Annotated in this window: 23 protein-coding genes; 15 read left to right on the forward strand and 8 right to left on the reverse strand. The window is 47.1% G+C overall.

Annotation, left to right across the window (positions count from 1 at the left end):
* Window positions 1-221 precede the first annotated feature (221 nt).
* From TY03_RS18765 to hisS, 8 genes are all read left to right on the forward strand, one after another.
* Complete coding sequence (locus TY03_RS18765; protein WP_042372790.1) at window positions 222-686, forward strand: helix-turn-helix domain-containing protein; 465 nt, start codon at window positions 222-224, stop codon at window positions 684-686.
* Window positions 687-779: 93 nt separating this feature from the next.
* Entirely contained in the window at window positions 780-2,828 is a 2,049-nt protein-coding gene (locus tag TY03_RS18770; protein WP_042372793.1) for a dipeptidyl-peptidase 3 family protein, read from the forward strand.
* A 5-nt stretch (window positions 2,829-2,833) separates the two neighbouring features.
* The gene (locus tag TY03_RS18775; protein ID WP_042372795.1) at window positions 2,834-3,496 is read left to right on the forward strand and encodes a DNA alkylation repair protein; all 663 of its coding nucleotides are present in this window, start codon (window positions 2,834-2,836) and stop codon (window positions 3,494-3,496) included.
* 70 nt (window positions 3,497-3,566) lie between these two features.
* Window positions 3,567-4,055: a Fur family transcriptional regulator gene (locus TY03_RS18780; protein WP_042372796.1), complete on the forward strand. Its 489-nt coding sequence runs from the start codon at window positions 3,567-3,569 to the stop codon at window positions 4,053-4,055.
* Window positions 4,052-5,323, forward strand: a complete 1,272-nt coding sequence (locus TY03_RS18785) for an adenylosuccinate synthase (RefSeq protein ID WP_042372797.1) — start codon at window positions 4,052-4,054, stop codon at window positions 5,321-5,323. Before TY03_RS18780 ends, TY03_RS18785 begins: the two co-directional genes overlap by 4 nt.
* Window positions 5,324-5,431: 108 nt before the next feature.
* Entirely contained in the window at window positions 5,432-6,730 is a 1,299-nt protein-coding gene (locus TY03_RS18790) for an alpha-L-fucosidase (RefSeq protein ID WP_042373059.1), read from the forward strand.
* A gap of 119 nt (window positions 6,731-6,849) precedes the next feature.
* The gene (locus TY03_RS18795; RefSeq protein ID WP_042372798.1) at window positions 6,850-7,530 is read left to right on the forward strand and encodes a zinc metallopeptidase; all 681 of its coding nucleotides are present in this window, start codon (window positions 6,850-6,852) and stop codon (window positions 7,528-7,530) included.
* A gap of 233 nt (window positions 7,531-7,763) precedes the next feature.
* Window positions 7,764-9,125 (forward strand): histidine--tRNA ligase, encoded by a 1,362-nt coding sequence (gene hisS, locus TY03_RS18800; RefSeq protein WP_042372800.1) that lies wholly within the window; start codon window positions 7,764-7,766, stop codon window positions 9,123-9,125.
* A gap of 163 nt (window positions 9,126-9,288) precedes the next feature.
* Here the strand turns inward: hisS and TY03_RS18805 are convergent, their stop codons facing one another.
* The 5 genes from TY03_RS18805 to TY03_RS18825 all read right to left on the reverse strand — a co-directional run bounded on the left by TY03_RS18805 (window position 9,289) and on the right by TY03_RS18825 (window position 17,209).
* A complete protein-coding gene (locus TY03_RS18805) occupies window positions 9,289-11,832 on the reverse strand; it encodes a S9 family peptidase (protein WP_042372802.1) in 2,544 nt (847 codons plus the stop codon).
* A gap of 16 nt (window positions 11,833-11,848) precedes the next feature.
* The gene (hydF, locus tag TY03_RS18810; RefSeq protein ID WP_042372804.1) at window positions 11,849-13,042 is read right to left on the reverse strand and encodes a [FeFe] hydrogenase H-cluster maturation GTPase HydF; all 1,194 of its coding nucleotides are present in this window, start codon (window positions 13,040-13,042) and stop codon (window positions 11,849-11,851) included.
* A 255-nt stretch (window positions 13,043-13,297) separates the two neighbouring features.
* Entirely contained in the window at window positions 13,298-14,716 is a 1,419-nt protein-coding gene (gene hydG / locus TY03_RS18815; RefSeq protein ID WP_042372806.1) for a [FeFe] hydrogenase H-cluster radical SAM maturase HydG, read from the reverse strand.
* Between the two features lie 5 nt (window positions 14,717-14,721).
* Window positions 14,722-15,759, reverse strand: a complete 1,038-nt coding sequence (hydE, locus tag TY03_RS18820; RefSeq protein ID WP_042372808.1) for a [FeFe] hydrogenase H-cluster radical SAM maturase HydE — start codon at window positions 15,757-15,759, stop codon at window positions 14,722-14,724.
* Window positions 15,743-17,209, reverse strand: coding sequence for a monomeric [FeFe] hydrogenase (locus TY03_RS18825; protein ID WP_042372810.1), 1,467 nt, complete (start codon window positions 17,207-17,209; stop codon window positions 15,743-15,745). Before TY03_RS18825 ends, hydE begins: the two co-directional genes overlap by 17 nt.
* A gap of 254 nt (window positions 17,210-17,463) precedes the next feature.
* On the opposite strand from TY03_RS18825, the gene TY03_RS22585 reads away from it, so the two are divergent.
* Window positions 17,464-17,625: a hypothetical protein gene (locus tag TY03_RS22585; protein ID WP_154663609.1), complete on the forward strand. Its 162-nt coding sequence runs from the start codon at window positions 17,464-17,466 to the stop codon at window positions 17,623-17,625.
* A gap of 18 nt (window positions 17,626-17,643) precedes the next feature.
* Here the strand turns inward: TY03_RS22585 and TY03_RS18830 are convergent, their stop codons facing one another.
* A complete protein-coding gene (locus TY03_RS18830) occupies window positions 17,644-18,018 on the reverse strand; it encodes a DUF488 domain-containing protein (RefSeq protein ID WP_042372812.1) in 375 nt (124 codons plus the stop codon).
* A gap of 186 nt (window positions 18,019-18,204) precedes the next feature.
* On the opposite strand from TY03_RS18830, the gene TY03_RS18835 reads away from it, so the two are divergent.
* Together TY03_RS18835 and groL are read left to right on the forward strand one after the other, a co-directional pair.
* Window positions 18,205-18,477, forward strand: a complete 273-nt coding sequence (locus TY03_RS18835) for a co-chaperone GroES (RefSeq protein WP_042372814.1) — start codon at window positions 18,205-18,207, stop codon at window positions 18,475-18,477.
* Window positions 18,478-18,517: 40 nt separating this feature from the next.
* Entirely contained in the window at window positions 18,518-20,155 is a 1,638-nt protein-coding gene (gene groL / locus TY03_RS18840) for a chaperonin GroEL (protein ID WP_042372816.1), read from the forward strand.
* A 99-nt stretch (window positions 20,156-20,254) separates the two neighbouring features.
* Here groL and TY03_RS18845 read toward each other — a convergent pair whose 3' ends face one another.
* Window positions 20,255-21,994, reverse strand: a complete 1,740-nt coding sequence (locus tag TY03_RS18845; RefSeq protein WP_042372819.1) for a thiamine pyrophosphate-dependent enzyme — start codon at window positions 21,992-21,994, stop codon at window positions 20,255-20,257.
* A 251-nt stretch (window positions 21,995-22,245) separates the two neighbouring features.
* Between TY03_RS18845 and TY03_RS18850 the strand changes: the two genes are divergently transcribed.
* The gene (locus TY03_RS18850; RefSeq protein ID WP_042372821.1) at window positions 22,246-22,464 is read left to right on the forward strand and encodes a winged helix-turn-helix domain-containing protein; all 219 of its coding nucleotides are present in this window, start codon (window positions 22,246-22,248) and stop codon (window positions 22,462-22,464) included.
* 68 nt (window positions 22,465-22,532) lie between these two features.
* Here the strand turns inward: TY03_RS18850 and TY03_RS18855 are convergent, their stop codons facing one another.
* Complete coding sequence (locus TY03_RS18855; protein WP_148335721.1) at window positions 22,533-22,952, reverse strand: DUF6249 domain-containing protein; 420 nt, start codon at window positions 22,950-22,952, stop codon at window positions 22,533-22,535.
* A gap of 177 nt (window positions 22,953-23,129) precedes the next feature.
* Between TY03_RS18855 and TY03_RS18860 the strand changes: the two genes are divergently transcribed.
* The 3 genes from TY03_RS18860 to TY03_RS18870 all read left to right on the forward strand — a co-directional run bounded on the left by TY03_RS18860 (window position 23,130) and on the right by TY03_RS18870 (window position 25,124).
* Window positions 23,130-23,678, forward strand: coding sequence for an RNA polymerase sigma factor (locus tag TY03_RS18860; protein WP_042372825.1), 549 nt, complete (start codon window positions 23,130-23,132; stop codon window positions 23,676-23,678).
* Between the two features lie 2 nt (window positions 23,679-23,680).
* A complete protein-coding gene (locus TY03_RS18865; RefSeq protein ID WP_042372827.1) occupies window positions 23,681-24,046 on the forward strand; it encodes a hypothetical protein in 366 nt (121 codons plus the stop codon).
* A gap of 64 nt (window positions 24,047-24,110) precedes the next feature.
* Window positions 24,111-25,124, forward strand: coding sequence for a threonine aldolase family protein (locus TY03_RS18870; RefSeq protein ID WP_042373061.1), 1,014 nt, complete (start codon window positions 24,111-24,113; stop codon window positions 25,122-25,124).
* Window positions 25,125-25,392 lie beyond the last annotated feature (268 nt).

Genomic DNA, 25,392 nt, shown 5'->3' on the forward strand with positions numbered 1-25,392 from the left:
AAAGGAGAAATGATTGCTTATGATGTGAGAAAATAGTACTTGAAAAGTTAAAGTTTCTTATTATACGCTATGCGAATGAGAATATTTTTCCGTTTGATTGTTGTACTAGAAAAAATATATACGAAATAGTTGTATATCTGAAAATAATGTATGAAATTTGTAACGTATAAAGTTACTATCAAATAGTGATATTTAAAAACAAACCCTAACCAGTTAATTCAATGAGTGATTTAGAAAACAAAAAACAGGAAGAAACTCCCAAAAAACGCCCTTACAATCTGAGGGAGAAGAAGGAGAAAAAGGCTGCTTACCGATCATTAATCAGACCAGAATTGGCCGATGAACTGTACGACAAGATCCTGAATATTATTGTAGTTCAGAAGAAGTACAGAGACGCTGATTATTCAGCAAAGGATTTAGCAAAGGAATTGAAAACCAATACCCGCTATCTTTCTGCTGTTGTAAACTCTCGCTTTGGTCAGAACTACTCTTGCTTGCTAAACGAGTATAGAGTGAAAGATGCTTTGCATCTGCTGACGGATAAAAGATATGCAGATAAGAATGTAGAAGAAATTAGTGCCATGGTGGGATTCGCCAACCGTCAATCTTTCTATGCTGCATTTTATAAGAACGTGGGAGAAACTCCTAACGGTTATCGTAAAAAAAACCTCGATAAGAAGAAGTAAACGCACTTCTTAAGAACTGAATAAAAGGAATTATTCCGCAACAAATCCGGAATATTTCCTTTTCGTCTTTTTATAACGCTCTAATGTTTGATCATGAAGAAACAACTAATTTCGATGGCTGTTGCAGCCATGCTCGTCACTGCGTGTGGCGGCACTAAAACAACAACTGCCGAGGCAGACCAAATAGATTATACGGTGGAACAATTTGCAGATTTACAAATATTACGTTACCGGGTACCCGGATTCGAAGACCTGTCGCTTAAACAAAAAGAGCTGGTCTATTACCTATCGCAAGCTGCGTTAGAAGGAAGAGATATTCTGTTTGATCAAAACGGAAAGTACAACTTGGCTATCCGTCGGATGCTCGAAACTGTTTATACCCAATATCAGGGAGACAAAACAACTTCCGACTTTAAAAATATGGAAACATACCTAAAACGTGTATGGTTCTCCAACGGCATCCATCATCATTATGGGTCCGAAAAATTTGTTCCGGCTTTCACACCCGAGTATCTTCGCCAGTTGGTGTTGAGTGTCGATGCTTCTCAATTGCCATTGGCCGAGGGACAAACTGCCGAGCAATTGTGTGACGAACTTTTTCCTGTTATCTTCGATCCGAAAATTATGGCGAAGCGAGTGAATCAAGCCGATGGTGAAGATTTGGTTTTGACTTCGGCCAGCAATTATTACGATGGAGTAACGCAAGCCGAAGCCGAAGCTTTTTACACCAACATGAAGAATCCGAACGATGCAACCCCGATCTCGTATGGCCTTAACAGCCGATTGGTTAAGGAGAACGGAGAGGTTCGAGAGAAAGTTTGGAAAGTGGGTGGGCTCTATACACAAGCCATCGAGAAGATTGTGTATTGGCTGAAGAAAGCTGAGGGAGTAGCCGAGAATGAGGCTCAGAAAGCAGTCATCAGTAAATTAATCGCTTATTACGAAACAGGCGATTTGAGAACATTCGATGAATACGCTATCTTGTGGGTGAAAGACCTTGATTCGCGTATCGATTTCGTGAATGGATTTACAGAGAGCTACGGCGACCCATTGGGTATGAAAGCCAGTTGGGAGTCCTTAGTCAACTTCAAGGATGTAGAAGCCACTAAACGGGCGGAATTGATTAGTCAAAATGCGCAATGGTTCGAAGACCACTCACCGGTGGATGCGCGGTACAAGAAAGAGAAGGTAAAAGGTGTTTCCGCAAAGGTCATTACGGCGGCTATTCTGGCTGGTGATTTGTATCCGGCTACTGCTATCGGTATCAATCTGCCTAACTCTAACTGGATTCGTAATGAACACGGTTCCAAGTCGGTTTCGATTGGAAATATCACCGATGCTTATGCAAAAGCTGCTCATGGTAATGGCTTTAATGAAGAGTTCGTGTACAGCCAAACCGAGCGCGAACTGATGGATAAGTACGGAGATCTGACCGGAAACCTGCATACCGATCTGCACGAATGTTTGGGACATGGCTCGGGCAAATTGCTACCGGGAGTAGACCCGGACGCGCTAAAGGCTTATGGATCTACGATTGAAGAAGCTCGAGCCGATTTGTTCGGACTTTACTATGTAGCCGATCCAAAATTGGTCGAGCTGGGCCTTACCCCCGATAAGGAAGCTTACAAAGCAGAGTATTACACTTTCTTAATGAACGGGTTGATGACACAGTTGGTGCGTATCGAACCGGGCAACAACGTAGAAGAAGCACATATGCGTAATCGCCAACTCATTGCCCGATGGGTGTTTGAAAAAGGTGCTGCCGATAAGACTGTCGAACTGAAGCAGAAAGATGGTAAAACCTATGTCGTAGTCAACGATTACGAGAAGCTGCGCCACCTCTTTGGAGAACTTCTTGCCGAGATTCAACGTATAAAGTCGACCGGAGATTTCGAAAGTGCTCGTGCGTTGGTAGAGAACTATGCAGTGAAAGTAGACCCTACCTTGCATGCCGAGATTCTTGAGCGTTATAAAAAATTAAATCTGGCACCCTACAAAGGATTTGTTAATCCGACCTACGAGGCAATCACCGATGCCAATGGAACGATTACCGATGTCAAAGTGACCTACGATGAGGGATACGCAGAGCAGATGTTGCGTTACAGCAAAGATTACTCCCCGCTTCCTACTCAAAACAACTAATCAGTATGGATATCAAAGAACAACTGAAAGATATAAAGACACAACTCCGTTTATCAATGAACGGAGTTGTGTCTCACAGCATGCGCGAAAAAGGGTTGAACTATAAACTCAACTTTGGTGTAGAACTTCCCCGTATCAAGGTGATTGCCGGCATGTACGAGAAGAATCATGAATTGGCCCAAACCTTGTGGAAGGAGAATATCCGCGAATGTAAGATTCTGGCGGGGCTATTGCAACCTGTCGATACTTTCTATCCCGAAATAGCCGATATCTGGGTAGAAAACATGCCCAATATGGAAATAGCCGAACTCACCTGTATGAATCTTTTTCAACATCTTCCTTATGCACCGGCGAAATCGTTTCACTGGATTGCTGCCGAAGAAGAATACACCCAGGTATGTGGATTTCTGACCATTGCCCGCTTGCTGATGAAAAAAGGCGAGATGGACGATCGTCCGACTGATGAGTTTCTGGATCAAGCCATATGTGCTGCACTATCGGGTAGCTACCACGTACGCAATGCTTCATTGTTGGCATTACGTCGATATATGCAGCATGATACGAGTCATGCCTTTCGTGTTTGCCGCTTGGTAGAAGGGCTGGCCGATTCGACTGTCGAGGCCGAGCAGATTTTGTATAATATGGTCAAAGACGAATCAATCGAGTAAAAAACTTCTTTTTATCATTTGCTTTCCGCAAAAAACTATTAACTTTGTTGGCGCTAATTTTGTGCCGATTATGGAAATTCAGAACGTGAAAGATACGGTAAGACAGATATTCACTGAATATCTCAACGCGAACGGGCATCGAAAGACACCCGAACGTTATGCGATACTCGACACCATATACTCCATAGATGGGCACTTCGATATAGACATGCTTTATTCGCAAATGATGAACCAGGAGAACTTCCGCGTAAGCCGCGCTACTCTTTACAACACCATCATTCTGCTCATTCATTCCCGGCTGGTCATCAAGCATCAGTTTGGCAACTCTTCCCAGTACGAGAAATCATATAACCGCGAAACCCATCATCACCAAATCTGCACACAGTGTGGATCGGTCACTGAGTTTCAGAATGAAGCATTACAAAATGCCATCGGAAGCACCCGGCTGAGCAAGTTTCAGCTATCACACTACTCTTTATATATTTATGGAATCTGTAGCAAGTGCGACCGAGCCAACAAACGGAAAAAAATAAGTAACAACAATAAAAAAGAAAAATGAAAGTAGATGTTCTTTTAGGATTACAATGGGGCGACGAAGGAAAAGGAAAAGTAGTCGATGTATTAACTCCAAGATACGATGTCGTAGCACGTTTTCAGGGTGGTCCCAATGCGGGTCATACGCTGGAGTTTGAAGGACAGAAGTATATACTTCGTTCCATTCCTTCGGGAATTTTTCAGGGTGATAAGGTCAATATCATAGGGAATGGTGTTGTACTTGATCCCGCTTTATTTAAGGCAGAGGCCGAAGCATTGGAAGCATCGGGACATGCACTGAAAGAAAGATTGCACATCTCAAAGAAGGCACACCTTATTCTGCCGACTCACCGCGTACTCGATGCTGCTTACGAAGCCGCCAAAGGAGATGCCAAAGTGGGTACTACCGGTAAGGGTATCGGGCCTACCTATACGGATAAAGTAAGCCGAAATGGTGTGCGTGTAGGAGATATTCTGGAGAACTTCGATCAGAAATATGCTGCTGCGAAAGCACGTCATGAGCAAATTCTGAAGGGCATGAATTACCAATACGACCTTACCGCACTCGAGAAAGAGTGGATGGAAGGAATTGAATATCTGAAACAATTTCAGCTCGTAGATAGCGAGCACGAAATAAACAACCTGTTGACTTCCGGCAAATCTGTGCTTTGCGAAGGTGCACAAGGAACCATGCTCGATATTGACTTCGGATCGTATCCTTTCGTTACTTCTTCCAATACCGTATGTGCAGGTGCATGTACCGGTTTGGGCGTGGCACCCAATAAAATCGGCGATGTATATGGTATTTTCAAAGCATACTGTACTCGTGTGGGTTCGGGTCCGTTCCCAACCGAACTGTTCGACGAAACAGGCGATCAGATCTGTACGTTGGGACATGAATTTGGCTCGGTAACCGGTCGCAGACGCCGTTGCGGATGGATTGATCTGGTAGCCTTGAGATATTCGATCATGATCAATGGTGTAACCAAACTGATTATGATGAAGAGTGATGTGCTCGATTCATTCAACACCATTAAAGCCTGTGTGGCTTATAAAATCAATGGCGAAGAGATCGATTACTTCCCTTATGATATTACCGAAGCCGTTGAGCCCGTATATGTAGAGCTCCCGGGTTGGGAAACAGATATGACGAAGATGCAGAGCGAAGATGAATTCCCCGAAGAGTTCAATGCGTATCTCGACTTCCTCGAAGAACAATTGGGCGTAGCTATTAAGATTGTTTCCGTAGGTCCGGATAGAGATCAAACGATCGAAAGATACATGGAAGAATAACGAACCGATTCGTGTTTTACCCAAAGAGAGGAAGTTGTCTGAGCATTGATGTGCGGGCACTTTCTCTCTTTGTCTTTTTTAAATAGAAATGAGATGAAAAACGTATGTATGAAAAAACAAAGTATTCTTTTTGGGTTGCTTCTTTGCTTTGCAACGACCTCGTTAGCTCAACCCCACTATCAGCCTTCCGAGGCTAACCTGAAAGCTCGAAGCGAGTTTCAAGACAGCAAACTGGGTGTCTTCCTTCATTGGGGGTTGTACAGTATGTTGGCTACGGGCGAGTGGACAATGACCAACAACAACCTGAACTATAAGGAATATGCCAAATTGGCTGGTGGATTCTATCCTTCTAAGTTCGATGCTGCCAAATGGGTGGCTGCTATCAAGGCTTCGGGTGCCAAATACATTTGCTTTACGACTCGCCATCACGAGGGATTTTCGATGTTCGATACCCGTTACTCTGACTATAACATAATCAAAGCTACACCTTTCAAACGCGACATTGTCAAAGAGTTGGCAGACGAATGTGCTAAACAAGGCATTAAGCTTCACTTCTACTACTCACATCTTGATTGGGGGCGCGAAGATTACCCTTGGGGACGAACAGGCCGTGGTACAGGTCGCCCCGACCCAAAAGGCAACTGGCCAAGCTATTATCAGTTTATGAATAATCAGCTCACGGAGTTATTGACCAAATATGGTTCGGTAGGTGCCATCTGGTTTGATGGTTGGTGGGATCAGAATCCCGATTTCAATTGGCAACTTCCGGCACAGTACGAACTGATACATCGCTTACAACCTGCTTGTCTGATTGGGAATAATCATCATCGTACACCTTTCGAAGGCGAAGATATTCAAATCTTTGAGCGCGATTTGCCCGGCGAAAATGCTTCGGGACTGTCTGGACAAGATGTCAGTCCATTGCCACTTGAAACTTGCGAAACCATGAACGGTATGTGGGGCTACAAAATAACCGATGCTAATTATAAATCAGCCCAAACCTTGATACATTATCTGGTGAAGGCTGCCGGGAAGAATGCCAATCTACTGATGAATATCGGCCCTCAGCCGGATGGCGAACTGCCTGAGGTGGCCGTGCAACGACTTCGGGAGATGGGAGCATGGATGGCAGATTACGGAGAAACCATACAAGGCACGCGTGGAGGTATGATTCCTCCGCACGACTGGGGAGTGACTACGCAAAAGGGTGATACACTCTATGTGCACATTCTTAACCTGCAAGATAAAGCACTCTTCTTGCCGATTACCGAACGAAAAGTAAAGAAAGCAACGCTTTTCAAAGACAAGTCGCCGTTGCGTTTTACCCGCAGTAAAGAGGGAATATTATTGGAGCTAAAGGCAGTGCCTACCGATATTGATTGTGTTGTAGAGCTGACTCTTGGCTGATTTTAGCTAATTCTTCCTAAATGCAAGACATTTATAGGGAGATGTCTCTGCTTTTCGCTTATTTTTGGCAAACAATTTGTATGATCAATTATAGTAATCATTAAAAAACGAAAAAGAATATGATGTCTTATTGGATATTGTTTATTGGTATTGCAGTAGCCAGCTGGTTGGTGCAAGCAAATTTACAGCGCAAGTTTAAGAAATACTCGAAGATCCCCACAGGAAACGGAATGACGGGACGCGATGTAGCTATGAAAATGTTACACGACAATGGAATCAATGATGTAAAGGTAACGCATACACCCGGTACATTGACCGACCATTATAATCCTGCCACCAAAACCGTAAACTTAAGCGAAGGGGTCTACGAAAGTAATAGTATTATGGCTGCTGCCGTAGCAGCTCATGAATGCGGACACGCCGTGCAACATGCACGTGCCTATGCTCCATTAACAATGCGTAGTAAGCTGGTACCTGTGGTGAGCTTTGCTTCGCAATGGATGACCTGGTTGCTACTGGGTGGTATCTTATTGCTCCATTCGTTCCCACAGTTATTGCTGGCAGGTATTATCTTGTTTGCCTTGACTACCTTGTTCAGCTTCATCACCCTTCCGGTAGAGATTGATGCAAGTAAGCGCGCTTTGGTGTGGTTGAGCGGTTCGGGCATTACGAATTCATACAATCATGCTCAGGCCGAAGATGCACTTCGCTCGGCAGCTTATACGTATGTAGTGGCTGCACTCAGCTCATTGGCTACGTTGATTTATTACATCATGATCTTCATGGGTCGCAGAGATTAATACGAAAGTTATGGGTTGAAAGCTCAATGGGTTTTCAATTACGCACGATAATGGCTCCCTCCTTCGGTTCTGTAGTTCCGTCGGCGGGAGCCTTTTTATTGTTTTATATTTATATCAACAACTTGCATGCTGTTTCCTTTTGACAGCGTTCGCCTATAAAAGTACTTCATTCTGTTTTCGGAATCAATTATTTACCCTAACTTTGCAAATCGAATAAAAAAATAATTAGAACTATGGCAGCAAAACCCAGTATTCCCAAAGGAACCCGTGATTTTTCGCCCGTTGAAATGGCGAAACGTAACTATATATTCAATACCATTCGTGACGTTTACCATCTATATGGTTTCGAGCAGATAGAGACCCCTTCGATGGAGATGCTCTCTACCCTGATGGGCAAATATGGAGATGAGGGTGATAAGCTGTTATTTAAGATTCAAAACTCGGGCGATTACTTCTCGGGTATTACAGACGAAGAGTTGTTGAGCCGCAATGCTGCCAAAATGGCAAGCAAGTTCTGCGAAAAAGGGTTGCGCTATGATCTCACCGTACCATTTGCCCGCTATGTGGTGATGCATCGCGATGAAATTACGTTCCCCTTCAAACGCTACCAGATTCAGCCCGTATGGCGTGCCGATCGCCCTCAGAAGGGACGCTACCGTGAGTTTTATCAATGCGATGCCGATGTGGTAGGCAGCGACTCGTTGCTCAACGAGGTGGAGTTGATGCAGATTATCGACACCGTATTTACTCGCTTCAACATCCGCGTATGTATTAAAATCAATAACCGTAAGATATTGAGCGGTATTGCCGAGATTATTGGTGAGGCCGACAAGATTGTCGATATCACCGTTGCGATAGACAAGCTCGATAAGATCGGTCTGGAGAACGTAAACAAAGAGCTGGCCGAGAAGGGAATCAGTGAAGAGGCTATTGCCAAGCTGCAACCCATCATTCTGCTGAGCGGAACAAATATCGAGAAGCTGGCTACGCTGAAAGAGGTACTGGCCGGAAGCGAAACAGGCATCAAGGGGGTAGAGGAGAGCGAGTTTATCTTGACCAGCCTTGCCGGCATGGGACTAAAGAACGAGATTGAACTCGACTTGACCTTGGCTCGCGGCTTGAACTATTATACCGGAGCCATCTTCGAGGTAAAGGCACTTGATGTACAGATCGGCAGCATCACCGGAGGCGGACGATACGATAACCTGACCGGTGTGTTTGGCATGTCGGGAGTGTCGGGTGTAGGTATCTCGTTTGGTGCAGATCGTATCTTTGATGTGCTCAATCAGCTCGAACTCTATCCGAAGGAAGCTGTGAACGGAACCCAACTGCTCTTTATCAATTTTGGCGAACAAGAAGCCGCATGCGCCATGAATATGTTGGCAAAGGTACGTGCAGCGGGTATTCGTGCCGAACTATTTCCCGATGCAGCTAAGATGAAAAAGCAAATGAGCTATGCCAACGCAAAGAACATTCTGTTTGTAGCGATCATCGGCGAAAACGAAATGAAAGAAGGCAAAGCCATGCTGAAGAATATGGAAACGGGCGAGCAACGTCTTGTTTCGACCGACGAACTGATTGCAGAGATTCTATAAAAGCTTTCCCTGCTAACGAAGGATCACTTATCGACGGTATACAATCTCTTCAATCCTTTTATATACCACAGCGACCTGCTATTTTCTTTCAGTAAGAGAAAGAAAATAGCAGGTCGCTTCGTTTTAGCACACTTCCTTGTTTGGTTTATAAGTGATGTTCAGTTTACAAATGGCGTTCGGGATACATATCGTTCCACCATTCGGGACTATCCTGCAACCAGCGGGCAAACCATGCCATGATTGAGTTTTGCCATAGCACGCGTTTAGAGTAGTCGGCTACGAAATGGTTTTCTCCTTCTACGGTGATAAATTCGACAGGCTTGCCCAATACCTTCAAGGCATTAAACAGCTGAATACTTTCGCCGATAGGCACATTGGTGTCTACCGTTCCGTGTAGCAGCAAGAGCGGTGTGTTGATCTTATCCGCGTTGAAGAGCGAGCCTTGTTGAGTAAACAGTTCCGCATTGTTCCACGGATAGCTCTCGGCGGCGGCGATTCCGTTGTAGCCTACTCCCCAATACCCTTCGCCCCAGTAGCTGGTTACGTTGCTGATGCCTGCATGCGATACGGCAGCAGCAAAGAGGTCGGTTTGTGTTTGCAGGTATTGCGTCATGAATCCACCGTAAGAGGCACCTACGCAACCGATCTTTTTATCGTTCACAAACGGATGTGCTTCGCAGAAGGCTTTCGTGCCTTCGATGATATCATCGGCTGTGCGTTTGCCCCAGGCATTGACGTGGCGTGCCGAAAACTCCTGCCCGTAACCAATCGTTCCGCTGGGCTGAATCACATAAACCACGTAATCGCGCGAGGCGAACAGCTGTGCACAGTAGGGCGAGCCGATACCGCGCTCGGTCGGTGTCGTTCCTCCGTAATAGTACACAATCAGCGGATATTTTTTAGTGGGATCGAAGGCGGGTGGCAGGCAAATCATGCCGTCAATCTTTGTTCCGTCCGAGGCTGTAAAGCTCCACGAATCCATCTTGCCCAGTTCAATGGTGGCTAAGGTTGGTTTCATCGGGTCGGCAAGTAGGCGCGAAGTGCCCTTTTTCATATCGTATAGGTAAGCTATGCCGCTGTTATCGTTCGTTTGGCCGATATAGGCTGCCAGCGAAGGGTTGTTGTTTGAAAGTGCAAAGGCACTGGTTACGTCGGTCAGCAGGTTCAGCTTGTCGAATGTTTTGCGTTGAGGCGAGTAGCGGTAGATGTTGCGGCAATCCTTGTCGGCCGTACTGAAGTAGATGCAGCCGTCGCCCCGGTTCCATTGCAGGAAATTGACCGATGGGTTGAAGTCCTTCGTGATGGGCTGAATGTGGCGCGTGGCCAGATCCATGATAAAGGCTTGCGAGTCGAAGTCGTTGGCAATGGGGTGATCTCCGCAATTCTTGCCAATACCCCCGAAGGCTTCGGGGCTCGAGGTTAGCAATAACTGTTTGCCGTCGGGCGAGTAACTGGCACTGCCCAGAAAACGTTCTTCAAAGAAGAGCGTATCGACTGCCAGTGTTTCGAGGTTAACCTGATACAGTGATCCCAGTGAGAAGGGGCGTTGTGTATAGTTCGGTTTCGAACTGCTGTACAGCAGGTGCTTGCCATCGGGCGAGATGTCTTGCAGATAGGTGCTGTGATTGCCGAAGGTGAGCCGTTCGGAGATGCCGTTGGCTACGTTATAGCGAGCCAGAAAGCTGCGTCCGCGCGTATTGGGTATGCGGTCGGCCGGGTTAATGATGCGTTTGAGCGGACCGTCCTCTTTGGCACCTTCTTCTTTGGGGTAGTAGATGAGGTAGTCTTCGTTGGGCGACCATGCGAAGCTCTCCTCGGGAACTCCCCGGAGCAATACCTCTTCTTGCAGGGTAGCGGGATTGAGTGCCATGACATCGTTTCCGGTCTCGGCCTGCACCGTATAGTACAGTTTGCTGCTTCGAGGCATCCACGTCATACCGTCTCTGAGGTTCGATAGTATCACTTTGCCGGTTTTGAGATCGGTCAGCTCGTTGTAGGTGCGCGAGCGGTTGGCGGCATAATTGTTCCAGAAGCGGGTGAGCAGGTATTTGCCATCGGGCGAAATAGAGACTGCCACCGTACGGTTGCCATAGACCGTATTGCTCAAAGCGAATCGCTTCTTCTGGTTGGGAAGCATGTGGCAGGCTACGTTTTTGAATGCATCATTCTTTGTCCATTCGCATTTCAGTGCGGGTGCTGCCTTGTCGCCGGCGGTCGAAAGGAGTTTGATCATGATCTCATAATCCATCTCCGGCTCCAGCCGAAGTTCAACTTCTTTGTAGCCTGCCTTCGAGAGGCTGTCTTCGGCTACCTCTTTAACTGCTTTTGATTCGCCGTTGATAAAGATTTCAAAGCGGACGGGAGAGCTTACTTTCAGCTTTCCTTTGGCGAACTGCTCGGCACGAAGCTGTGTCTCTACGCGGTAGAGCGAGTTGTCCTTATCGGCTTTGGCGAAATGGATGTAGCCCGCCGTATCGCTCTGTAGTACGGTGCTGGTTGTCTGCCCTCCGGTTCGCATGGCCGGGGTTTGCAATAGGAGCTTGGCCGTATGCTTCTCGCCTTTGGGGTTGATACTGTCGTTCATAATCGGTGTGCGTACCGTCATGGCGGGGCTGACGTTGAACTGTGTGAATTTCTCTTGTGCCTGCAAGGAAGCTCCTGCTGATAGGAGCAGCGACAGGCTCAGGGTGATTAGTTTTAGGGTCATGTGTGTTACTATAAAATTAAGTTGATGAAATGCTTATTTTGTCGAGAATACCGCTCAGATAAGCAATCGCTATGCCGTAATTGGTCATGGCTACGCCTTGCTTGCGGGCTTGTTCGATGCGGGTCAGTACATGCTTGCGATTAAACATACAGGCACCGCATTGAATAACCAGATCGTACGGTGTCAGGTCTTTGGGGAAATCGGTACCTGCCACCAAATCGACCTGCAACGCTTCGCCTACTCGCTGGCGCAACAGGCGGGGCAGTTTGACTCTTCCGATATCTTCGGAAAGGGGAGCGTGCGTACAGGCCTCGGCTATGAGCACGCGCGATGCGGGAGTGAGCCGAGCAATAACCGATGCGCTTGCCGTATAGTAATGAATATCGCCCTTATAGGCCGCAAAAAGAACGGAGAACGAGGTGAGCAGGCTCTCCTCGGGCTTCTGCTCGTAAACGGTTTTAAAAACCTGCGAATCGGTAATGATCAGCTTCGGTGCGCGCGAAAGGGCTTGCAATGTGGCGGGCAACTGATCGGTGGTACAGCTCATGGCAAGGCATCGCCTGTCGAGCAGTTCGCGCAGGGTTTGTACCTGCGGAAGGATGAGCCGCCCTTTGGGTGCTTGTGTGTCTTGTGGCATGACCAATAACACGAGGTCTCCTTCGCTAACCAAATCGCCCAGTATGGTTTGTTCGCCAAAATCCGACGGTAGTTTTTCGATAATCGCTTGGCGGATCTCTTCGATACCCTCCCGGCGGTGTGCACTGACCAGAAGTGGACGTTTGCCCGACACCTCTTCGATCCGTTTGGCAGCAGCCTGCGCGTCGCCCGGCAAATCTGTTTTGTTGAGTATCAGCACCACGGGGATGTTCTTCTCTTCGAGCAAGGCTATCCACGGCAACTCTTCCTCCATATCGGGCTGGCAGAGCAGCAGGGCGATATCGGTTTTCGCGGTTGCCTTCAAGGTGCGTTCGATGCGCATGGAGCCCAGCGCACCTTCATCATCGAACCCCGGCGTATCGATGAACAGACACGGACCGATGCCGTGTATCTCCATCGCTTTCTGAACCGGATCGGTGGTGGTGCCCGGCGTGTCGGACACCAGCGCGGTGTCTTGTCCGGTCAGTGCATTGATCAGCGAAGATTTGCCACTGTTGCGTCGCCCCAATAGGGCAATGTGCAGGCGGTTGGCAGCAGATACATTGTTTCTCATCTCTTTCTTTTTCTGTTGATGCTAAAAACGGTGTTTCTAAGCTCGTTTATTTTTTTGCAGCCTTAGAAACAGCTGCTTCTCATCTCTTTTTTTTCGTTTGGTATCAAAAACCGTGTTTCTGATGCTTTTTTATTTTCGGCGGATTCAGAAACCGCGTTTCTAAGCTCTTTTGTTTCCGAAAGGCTTTAGAAACTCGGTTTCTTTGCTCTCCATCTTTCGGATGGGCTTGCCAACGCTGTTTCTCGACTCCCTTTCTTAGAAGCGGAAGTCTCGTTTGCCATCGGCTATCTCTTTTAAATTTCGGATGGCTATTTCTCTGATCTTCGCACTCGGAATGTGGGGCACTTCTTGTTCGATCAGTCTTTCTCCCTTCTGCCGGGTGGTGGCGGAGGCGTAGTCCTGAAGATACTCCTTCAAGGTCATGAGCGCGTTGGGGCCGCAGCAGTTGGCTATCTTTCCGCTTTTGACCAGCGCCATGAACCGATCGCCCGTGCGCCCTTCGCGATAGCAGGCGGTGCAGAAGCTCGGAACGTATCCCTTGTCGAGCAGCCAGGCCACTATCTCGTCGAGTGTGCGGCGGTCGCTGACGTCGAACTGCGAGGTATTCTCCTCCTTCGTCTCCGCCTCGGCATAGCCGCCCACGCTGGTGCGCGAACCACCGCTTATTTGTGAGATGCCGATATCCAATACCTTCTCGCGCGACTCCTGCGATTCGCGGGTGGAGATAATCATCCCCGTATAGGGCACTGTGATGCGTATCACGGCTACGATGCGACGGAAGATATCGTCCGAAATGGCATCGGGAAATTCTCCTGCATCAATATCATCGGCCGAGCAGATGCGCGGCACACTGATCGTATGCGGACCTACACCGAAGCGCGCTTCGAGGTGTTCGGCGTGCATCAGCAGTCCGGCAAAATCGTATCGGTACGTGTTGAGCCCGAAGAGCACACCGATGCCCACATCATCGATGCCCGCCTCCATGGCGCGGTCCATGGCCTCGGTATGGTAGGTGTAATTGCTTTTGGGGCCGGTGGGGTGCAACGCTTCGTAGTTCTCTTTGTGATACGTTTCCTGAAACAGGATGTAGGTGCCGATGCCGGCCTCTTTGAGGCGGCGATAGTTCTCGACGGTGGTGGCGGCAATGTTTACGTTGACCCGTCGGATGGCTCCGTTCTTGTGCTTGATGCTGTAGATGGTGCGGATCGATTCGAGAATGTAATCCAACGGATTGCGCAGCGGATCTTCGCCCGCCTCGAGTGCCAGACGCTTGTGCCCCATGTCTTGCAGGGCGATGACCTCGTTCCGGATCTCCTCCTGCGTCAGCTTTTTGCGTCGGATGGTTTTGTTCTTGAGGTGATAGGGGCAGTAGGTGCACCCGTTCACACAATAGTTCGACAGGTAAAGCGGGGCAAACATCACGATGCGGTTGCCGTAGAACTTCTGTTTAATCTCTTTGGCCAGCCGAAAGATTCTTTCGACCAGATCGGGCTGATCGCATTCGAGCAGCAGGGCTGCTTCGCGATGTGTCAGTCCCTTGCACTCGGCTGCCTTCTCGATGAGTTGCTCGATGAGGGCGCGGTTGCTTTTATGGTTGTTTGCATACTCCAGCGTGTCCAGTATCTCCTGGTGATCGATGAAGTCGGTTGCATGAGGCGAATGAGGTTGATACATAATCGTTAAGGGTTAAAGTCTCCTCTGTCTTTCGAAATCCGGTATCCGATGGCTGCCAGTTGCTTGTCGAGCAATTGCAAACCTTCGGCTGCTTCGGCACCGAGCGAGGCTTTGTTGTTGTATAATTCGTATTTCTTTCGCTCTTCGCGAGGCGATAAGTTGGGCATTACCACGTTGGCACCTGCCAAGATGCCTCGTTCTCGTCCGCCGGGTGCCAGTGTGGCGAGTGCGGTAGTCGAGGGTATGAGTGCCGTTGGGTGCATCAGTCTGAAAATAGAGAGCAGCAGCAACGTTCGCTCCATATTGCCGGCAGGCATGGTGGCAAACGGGGTGTCGTGATGCGGTAGGAACGGGCCGATACCGATCATTTGCGGTTGCAGCTCTTCGATGAACTGCACATCGGCTATCAGGTGTTCGATGGTTTGCCCGGGACTGCCTACCATGATGCCGGTTCCGGTTTGGAAGCCGATCTCTTTGAGCGTTCTGAGGCATTGAATTCTGTTCTCCCACGACATTTTGCCCGGATGCAGTTGTTCGTAGTGGGCGGCGTTGTAGGTTTCGTGACGCAACAGGTACCGATTGGCTCCCGCTCGGAAAAGACGTTCGTAGGTTTGGCGCGATTTCTCGCCCAGCGATAGGGTGATGGCACAATCGGGATAACGGCTTCTGATGGCCTCGACTATCTCCAGGAGTTGTTCGTCGGAGAAAGCGGCATCTTCGCCTCCTTGCATCACAAAGGTTCGGAATCCTAATTGATACCCCTCTTCGCAACAACCCAGAATGCTCTCTTTGGATAGCCGGTAGCGTGCCACCTTTCGGTTTGATTTGCGTATGCCGCAATAATAGCAGTCGTTGCGGCAACAATTGCTCACTTCGATCAGTCCGCGAATGTAGACGTTGTTTCCGAAATGCGCCTGTGCTACCTCACGTGCCTGCCGGTTGATGTACTCCAACGTTTCGGCATCGCAGTGAGTGAGCAGCGCACGAAGCTCCTCGACGGACAACGTGCGCTCTGTTCTTAACCGATCAACTACGGTTTTCATACGTATCCTTTCGCTTTATCAGCTCTTGTGCCAACTGTCTGCGACCGGAAACAATATCGTTGTGCGTGCTCGGTCCGGTGATGCATCCGCCCTCGCAAGCCATTACTTCGATGAAGTTTCCCGCTGCTTTTCCTGTCTTGGCACAGGCGCGCAGCACCGCTATATTCTTTTTATTAATGTCCGACACTTGCAGAATGTTCATCTTGTCGGCCTCCTCTTTCAGGTAAGCTTTCACCGCTCCTGCCACACCACCTGCCTGCGCAAATCCGTGTGCTTCGCGTACCGAAGTATACAGAACAGAGAACGGTTCGGCGCGCTCAATCTCAATACCGAGTCCGTCGACAATCGAACCTACCTCTTCGAAAGTTAAGATGAAGTCGACACAATCATCGCGACGCACTTCTTTGCGTTTCGCCACACAAGGACCTACGAACACAATGGTGGCATCGGGATGCTTTGCTTTGGCTATGCGGGCGGCATAATACATGGGCGATCCGGTCGACGATACATACTCCTTCATGTCGGGTATGTGCTTTTCTACCAGTTCGATATACGAAGGACAGCACGAGGTTGTCATAAAGGGTTGTCCCTCCTCGAGCTTTTCGATCAACTCGGCTGCTTCGTTGCTTACCGTGTCCATGGCTCCTTGTGCCACCTCAATAACATCGGCGAATCCGATCTCCTTGAAAGCTCCGTATACGTTTTCGATCGTCGTTTTAAATTGTCCCAGAATGGAAGGGGCGATGATAGCCACCACTTTGTCGCCACGGCGAATGCGTTGCAATACATCGAATGTTTGCGATACCTCGAAAATTGCACCGAACGGACAAGCGTTGATACACTTGCCGCAATAGATGCAGCGACTCTCATCGATATGTTCCACACCGTATTCGTCTTTGCTGATGGCTTTGACCGGACAAGCCTCTTCGCAAGGAATAGGCATATAGATAATAGCGTGATACGGACAGCTGCGGTGGCAGATGCCACAACTGATGCAGGTGTCGTGATCGATACTGGCCTTACCGTCTTTTTTGAAGCGGATGGCATCTTTGGGGCAGTTCATATAGCAGCTGCGTGCCACGCATCCGCGGCAAAGACTTGTTACCTCATAGTTGATCTGTACACACGAAGAGCAAGCTTCGTCAATGACACAGAGTATATTGTCTTTTGTAACCTCCGTACGTTCCATTGCCTGGCGAGCATAGTCGGAAAGAGGGGTGAGTTCGTCGTGTTCGTCTTTCATATCCATTCCCAAAAGCGGAAGAGATTTATATTTCCATACTGCACGCTCTTTATGCACGCAGCATCGTCCCAATGGTTTCGATTTGCGCGGACTCAGCTCGATAGGGAGCCGGTCGATTTGTTCTACCAGTTGTTCGTTTTTCCAGAGTCTTACCAGGTCCGCCAATAGCTTGTGGCGGACAATCATTACGTTGTTAGTGAATGCCATATTGTCTTTTTGGATAGTTAGGGGGCGCAAAGATAGTGAACTATTTGCTTATTACCCAATTCTTGAGAAACAGATTGCATATTCCGCTCAATTTGTAGCGAACTATTTGAGTCTGTATGTGGTTATAATAGCGAGATACCGCAAAGTTAAAACGTAAACGGATTGTCATTTGGCTGTAAGCGTATTGCAACGTTTCTGCCTTTATCTTTGCGATGCATTTTAGCGTATACTAATTATAAATGAAGAATAGCCTTATGAACGAAATAGAGTTAAAACAACGAAACCATTATACCCGCATCAGCATGATCATGATCATCATCGGCCTGATCTTTCTGTTCTATGTAGGCCTTTCATTGTCTTATTCGACCAAAAGGTTTCATCAGCAGGTGCACAGCATCACCCGAATTTGGGAATGAAACGCATTGTCGGCACGTTTAAGAAGCGGTCTCTGCCTTGAGCTTTTCGTCCAGAAACTCTTTCAACAACATAGCATGATTATGATCGGGACTCTTAGAGGCATATAAGAGCGTAACGACCGGATAGGACTTGATTGTGGCTAAGAATTGGCTTACGGCCGGCGAGCTATTCAGCTCCTTTTTGTAGAGCGCACTAAATAAATCCCAATGATTATCGGGGTCTTCATGAAACCATTGCCTCAAGGAGGAAGAGGGCGTAATCTCCTTCGCCCAAAGATCGTACGAGAAGGCTGCTTTACGCATCCCGCGCGGCCACAAACGATCAACGAATACCCGAAACCCATCACTCGCCTCAGGAGCCTGATACACTCTTTTTAATTGAATCTTTATCATACAACCTCTGTTTTATTTTAGCAACAACCCATCGTCTCAAAAAGTTTTGATGGGATATGACTTTTTGTCAGCCAATTTTCTGCCAATATTTGCCATTAGCTGTTTGGCACGCTTTTCGCAATCTGTTTCTCGTCCTTGAGGACGAATATACTATTACAATAAACAAATTAAAAATAGAAAAGAACTATGAACATTAAACCATTAGCAGACAGAGTGCTGATACTCCCTGCACCGGCAGAAGAAAAAACAATTGGCGGTATCATTATTCCCGATACGGCGAAAGAGAAACCTTTGAAAGGTGAAGTTGTGGCAGTTGGTCACGGTACCAAAGACGAAGAGATGGTACTTAAAGTAGGCGATACCGTGCTTTACGGTAAGTATGCAGGTACCGAACTCGAAGTAGAAGGTGCCAAATACTTAGTGATGCGTCAAAGTGATGTACTCGCTATCTTGGGTTAATTTGAATCATAATATCGTTAAATCATAAAAGTATAAAGTTATGTCAAAAGAAATATTATTCAATATTGAAGCACGCGATCAATTGAAAAAAGGAGTAGATGCTTTGGCCAATGCAGTAAAAGTAACACTCGGACCGAAGGGTCGCAACGTTATTCTCGAAAAGAAATTCGGTGCTCCCCACATCACCAAAGACGGTGTAACGGTGGCTAAAGAAATTGAATTGCCCGACGCTTACCAGAATACCGGTGCACAACTGGTGAAAGAGGTAGCCTCTAAAACAGGCGACGATGCAGGTGATGGTACTACTACCGCAACCGTATTGGCGCAATCGATCATTGGCGAAGGATTGAAGAATGTAACCGCAGGTGCAAGCCCGGTAGATATCAAACGCGGTATCGACAAGGCAGTAAGCAAAGTGGTGGCTTCGATCAAAGCACAATCGGAAAAAGTAGGCGATAACTACGATAAGATTGAGCAAGTAGCTACCGTATCGGCCAACAACGATCCTGTAATCGGTAAATTGATTGCCGACGCTATGCGCAAAGTATCTAAAGACGGTGTTATCACCATCGAAGAGGCCAAAGGTACCGACACAACGATCGGTGTGGTAGAAGGTATGCAGTTCGACCGCGGTTATCTGTCGGCTTACTTTGTAACCAACACAGAGAAAATGGAGTGTGAGATGGAGAAACCTTACATTCTGATCTACGACAAGAAGATTTCGAACCTGAAAGATTTCTTGCCTATCCTTGAACCTGCCGTACAATCGGGTCGTCCATTGTTGGTCATTGCCGAAGATGTAGACAGCGAAGCGTTGACTACGTTGGTTGTAAACCGTCTGCGTTCTCAATTGAAGATCTGTGCTGTAAAGGCTCCGGGCTTTGGCGATCGTCGCAAAGAGATGCTCGAAGATATCGCTATCCTGACAGGTGGTTTGGTGATCAGCGAAGAGAAAGGTTTGTCATTGGAGCAAGCTACACTCGAAATGTTGGGTACTGCCGATAAGATTACCGTATCAAAAGACAATACAACCATCGTAAACGGTGCCGGTGCGAAAGAAAGCATCAAGGAACGTTGCGAGCAAATCAAGGCTCAAATCCTTTCAACTAAGTCTGACTATGACCGCGAGAAATTGCAGGAACGTTTGGCCAAACTTTCGGGTGGTGTAGCTGTACTTTATGTAGGTGCTGCTTCGGAAGTAGAGATGAAAGAGAAGAAAGACCGCGTAGACGATGCACTTCGTGCCACTCGTGCAGCCATCGAAGAAGGTATCGTAGCAGGTGGTGGAGTAGCTTATATCCGCGCTATCGATTCTCTGGAAGGTTTCAAAGGCGACAACGAAGACGAAACAACCGGTGCTGCTATCATCAGACGTGCCATTGAAGAACCTCTTCGCCAGATTGTAGCCAATGCAGGCAAAGAAGGTGCAGTTGTGGTTCAGAAAGTACGCGAAGGCAAAGCCGACTTCGGTTACAATGCCCGTACAGATGTATACGAAAACATGTTTGCCGCCGGTGTGGTTGATCCTGCTAAGGTAACTCGTGTAGCTTTGGAGAATGCTGCTTCGATTGCAGGTATGTTCCTTACTACCGAATGTGTGATTGTAGAAAAGAAAGAAGAAAAGTCTGATATGCCGATGGGTGCTCCCGGAATGGGTGGCATGGGCGGAATGATGTAATTCGCAGACTACTAAGCTATACTTGATAAGCGACGAGCTACCCACCGACCGTAAGGTCGGGTGGTAGCTCGTTTCTTTTTTATCTGTTTGCTACCGCTATCAAAGCATCTCTTTGAGATGTTTTAAATTAGCCTGAACCGTGTCGACTACCTCTTGCGACCGCCCGCTTAATACTAGTTTGTACATTGATTTGGCGAAACCCACCATCTGACTAAACTCTACTTTCGGAGGCATGGCCAGTGCATTCGGGTCGGTCATGATATTGACCACTACCGGGCCGCCGTGCTCGAACGCTTGCATGAGTGCGCTACTAACATGCTCAGGATTGTGCACCGTGACCCCTTTCATGCCCATTGCTTCGGCTACCTGTGCAAAGTCAGGATTCAGCATATCCGTTTGCCAATCGGGCAGTCCGTCTACTTCCATCTCGAGTTTAACCATACCCAGCGAACGGTTATTGAATACAACCACTTTGATGGGGAGGCGGTATTGTACGATCGTCTGTAGATCGCCCAATGTCATTGATAATCCTCCATCGCCACACAGAGCGATGACCTGTCTTTCGGGACAAGCCAATGCAGCCCCAATCGATTGCGGTAGGGCATTGGCCATCGAACCATGGTTGAATGAACCCAGCATGTGTCGCTTTCCGGTTGCATGCAGATAGCGTGCACCCCATACACAAGTCATTCCCGTATCTACGCTAAAGATAGCATCATTATCGGCCAGCTTGTCTATTTCGGCCATTACGTATTCGGGGTGAATTTCATTCTCCTTCCCTTTGTTCTGTATATAGTCTGCCAAATCACGCTTTACTTCCTCGTAATGCTTGAGCTGTTTTCGCAAAAAGGTATTGTCTGTTTTGGGTTTCAACAACATCAGTAAAGCCTGAATCGTCGTTTTTATATCGCCACATAAGCCGATGTCTACCTTGGCACGTCTGCCCAACCTTTCGGGCTTGATATCTATTTGTACTATTTTGATGTCTTTGGGTAAGAAGGCGGAGTACGGAAAATCCGTTCCCAGCATCACCAGCACGTCTGCTTCGTGCATGCTGTAATACCCCGACGGCATACCGAGCAGGCCGGTCATGCCCACTTCGTTGGGGTTATCATACTGAATCTCCATTTTTCCTTTAAAGGTATAAGCTACCGGTGCATTGAGCTGTTTCGAGAGTTCCATCACTTCGGCGTGTGCTCCCCGGCAACCGATGCCACAGAAGAGGGTGATGCGGCGTGAGCGGTTCAACAGATCGGCCAATAGCTTCAAATCTTCCAAAGCCGGACAAACGGACGAATCTACCGGATACGTATGAACCGACGATCCCACACCTACCGCCTCTTTCTTGGCCAGATCGCCGGGTAGACCTATTACCGATACTCCCTTGCGCGAAGTAGCGGTTTGAATGGCCGCTTGCAGCATACGAGGTAGCTGCGTGGGGGTAGTGGCTAGTTCGTTGTAGTAACTACAATCATTGAATAACTTAATTGTATTGGTTTCCTGAAAATATTCCGTACCAAACTCGCAGGTCGGTATGGTCGAAGCTATGGCAACAACCGGTGCTCCCGAGCGATGGGCATCGTATAGTCCGTTTAATAAATGTACATGCCCCGGTCCGCTACTGCCGGCACAACATCCGGGCTGTCCGGTTAGTTGTGCTTCTGCTCCTGCGGCATAGGCACCTGTTTCTTCGTGCCGCACATGTATCCATTGTATCTCTTTATTCTGTCTGACAGCCTCGTTTACTTCGTTGAGGCTATCGCCTGTTACCGCATAAATGCGCTTAATGCCTGCTTCGACCAATGTTTCTACAAGCTGCTGTGCTACCTTTTTTGCCATACAAGTTGTCTATTAATAGTTAAGTTAAAGAAGTAACAGCCAGCTTTACCTAAATGTTTCCAAATTGTTCAAAATGAGATGCTATACGCTTCAAAATACAAACCTGTTTCGTAATTTATATCCCATAGCGTTAAAATGTAATATAAAAGCAGAAAAAGCATGGTTTCCTATCTACCATATCAATTTAATTTGTTATTTTTCGAGTAGTAAGAAGAGGCTGAATATATTGTTAAACCAAAATGTAGTCAAAAATGGATAAACAAGAGATTGGCTTACACGCCGGAATGGTATGGCACTTGCTGAATGATAACGCCAAGTGGAGCTACCAAAGCCTGAAAAGAAAATCGGGCTTGAAGGACAAGGAGTTGGGCGCAGCATTGGGCTGGTTGGCCCGGGAAAACAAAATAGAGTTTGAACAGCGCGAAGAAGATTTGTATCTTTACCTCTGTGTCAATGTCTATATTGGATAACTGGTTTTTTTAATGTGCAATTCCCGCAGTGAGTGCTTTCTAACATCTCTCTACGGGAATTATTGTTTTTATTCGACTTCTCTTTTCTTACTTGTTTTTAGTTCGATTAGAAAAGCAATGAGTAAGCCCAGCCCACCGAAGAGCAGTACACACGAACCGTAGATGATACTCGAAACCTCTCTACCTCTCCAGTCACTGATGCTTGTTTGATAATCGGGAAAGGCGTTGAGACAAATAAAGAAGCCAATGAGTAGTCCTAACCCTATCCCTACCATGAGGCAACCTGCCTTCAATGCCCCGAAAGAGAACCGCGGTTGCTGATAGTTTGGTAAGGTCAATTTTTCTGTGATATCGGCCGAATAAAGTCTGTCATTCAGTTTATCGATAACCTTCAGACGCTCGCTTTTGCACACAAAGAGTTCGAACAGTTTATAAACTCCCAGAAAAACAATGCCTACTATTACAGGCACAGAAATAAAATCCATCATAATCGTGAGGTATTTAAGTGAATATTTTCGTTCTTTGTACTGTTTGACGCATAAGCACTCAAAAGGTTACACCTTGATGGCAAAGTAACTGAAAATAGTATTCCCTATTGTATGTTGCTTGTTAATGAGCTCCTATACTGTAACCTTTTGTTCGATGTTGCGTCTAACGCTAATAGTATGGAACAGAAAGACGAAACACAATACATCCAACGGATTTTGGAGGGAGATACGGAATACTTTTCTGTATTTCTCGATCGTTATAGTCGTCCGCTGTATGCATTGATTGTACAGATGGTCGGCTGTGCCGAAGATGCCGAAGAGCTGGTACAAGATGTTTTTCTCAAAGCCTTTCGTTCCCTGCATACTTACAAAGGTGATTGCCGTTTTTCGACCTGGCTGTATCGTATTGCCTACAACACGGCTGTATCTGCCACACGCAAACGGAAGCACGAGTTTCTTTATATCGAAGAAAGTACGATTTATAATGTACCCGACGAAGTTGCCGATTCGGTATTTGGCATTACAGAGGATGAGGGACGGATCATCCTGCTGACTCAGGCTATTGATCGGCTTACGGTGGAGGAGAAGGCACTGATCACTCTTTTCTATTACGAAGAGAAATCTATAGAGGAGACAGGCGAAATTCTCAATTTGTCGCAAGCCAATGTAAAGGTGCGGTTGCATCGCACGCGCAAAAAGTTGTACGTACTAATGAATGAAAAGTAAACATGGAAAGAAAAAAAGAACCGGATAATGTACTCAGGCAGGCACTCGAACGGAGACAAGTGGGAGGCTTACCTTCCAACTTCTCTTTTCGGATGATGGAGCGGGTACGCCACGAAGCGTTGAAACAACAGCGACACAGAGAGCGGGTATTGCTGTTCTCCATGATTGGAGTGCTCGTTGTGATGATTGGTTTACTGATCGGCTATTTTATTCTTTATTCGGATATCCAATGGTCGCAGGCTCTTCCAAAGTTGAAGCTGACCGATTCTGCTTCGCCTCTCTGGAGCTTTTATGTCTATATTGCCGGATTGGCTTTGCTCTTGTTGGGTGGCGACTATTGGCTACGAAAGAAAAAGCAGAAATCATAGACAAAAAGAGACTTTTTCAAAAAGAATTCTCTTTCTTTGCACCTACTAAATGGTAAAGAAGATTATGAGAAGTTTTGCATCCGACAATAATTCGGGCGTGCATCCGCAAGTGATGGAAGCGCTCAATGAAGCCAATAACAACCATGCACTTGGTTATGGCGACGACCGATGGACCGAAGAAGCCACGGCTAAATTGCGAGAAGCGTTCACGCCCGACTGTGAACCCTTGTTTGTGTTTAATGGTACAGGAAGCAACGTGGTAGCCCTACAGCTGATTACCCGCTCATATAACTCCATTTTTTGTGCCGAAACAGCGCATATCTATGCCGACGAATGTGGCGCTCCGGTTCGAATGACCGGTTGTCAGATTCGCCCCATTGCCACCCCCGATGGTAAACTGACCCCCGAACTGATTCGTCCTTACTTGCATGGATTCGGCGATCATCATCATTCGCAGCCGGGAGCTATTTACCTGTCGCAATGCACCGAACTGGGAACTATTTATACCCCCACCGAACTGAAAGCCATTACTTCGTTGGCCCATCAATACGGTATGCGTGTTCATATGGATGGTGCCCGTATAGCCAATGCCTGTGCTGCGCTTCGCCTGTCCCTCAAAGAGCTAACGGTCGATTGTGGTATCGATATACTCAGCTTCGGCGGAACCAAAAACGGTTTGATGATGGGTGAGTGTGTCGTTGTTTTTGATCCGTCTTTGAAAGAGGAAGCACGTTTTATACGTAAGCAGTCGGCACAACTGGCCTCTAAAATGCGGTATCTTTCTTGTCAGTTTACAGCTTATTTGACAGATGAACTCTGGCTAAAGAATGCGACACATGCCAATGCCATGGCATATCGCTTGTATGATGCATTGAAGGGACTCCCGGGTGTACGATTTACGCAGAAGGTGGAGAGCAATCAGCTCTTTTTAACGATGCCACGCCCACAGATCGACTATTTACTGCAATCTTATTTCTTTTATTTCTGGAACGAAGAGGCGGATGAAATTCGTCTGGTTACTTCGTTTGATACCACGCAGGAGGATATTGATGCATTTATTGCTTTGCTTACGGCATAACGGCATTTGCCACGCGAAAGATTCTGTTGTAAACAAGCGAATTTCGTAACCATTGCATAGGTGTGAAGTTGCATAATAGATAAGTATCCGATCAATTTAGATCAAATAGAGTGCAAGGGCTATAGGAATTTAAAACGACTATAGGCAAATATTATATATTGCTAATTACTAATCAAGTGATTGATTATTAGTGATGTGTGTTGTTTGCTATGGGCGTGTATCCTTCTCCTTTTCCTTGTATGCAACAGAACCATTTTAACGATGCGTT

It is taken from the genome of Bacteroides neonati (assembly GCF_000499785.1).
GTDB lineage: Bacteria > Bacteroidota > Bacteroidia > Bacteroidales > Bacteroidaceae > Bacteroides > Bacteroides neonati.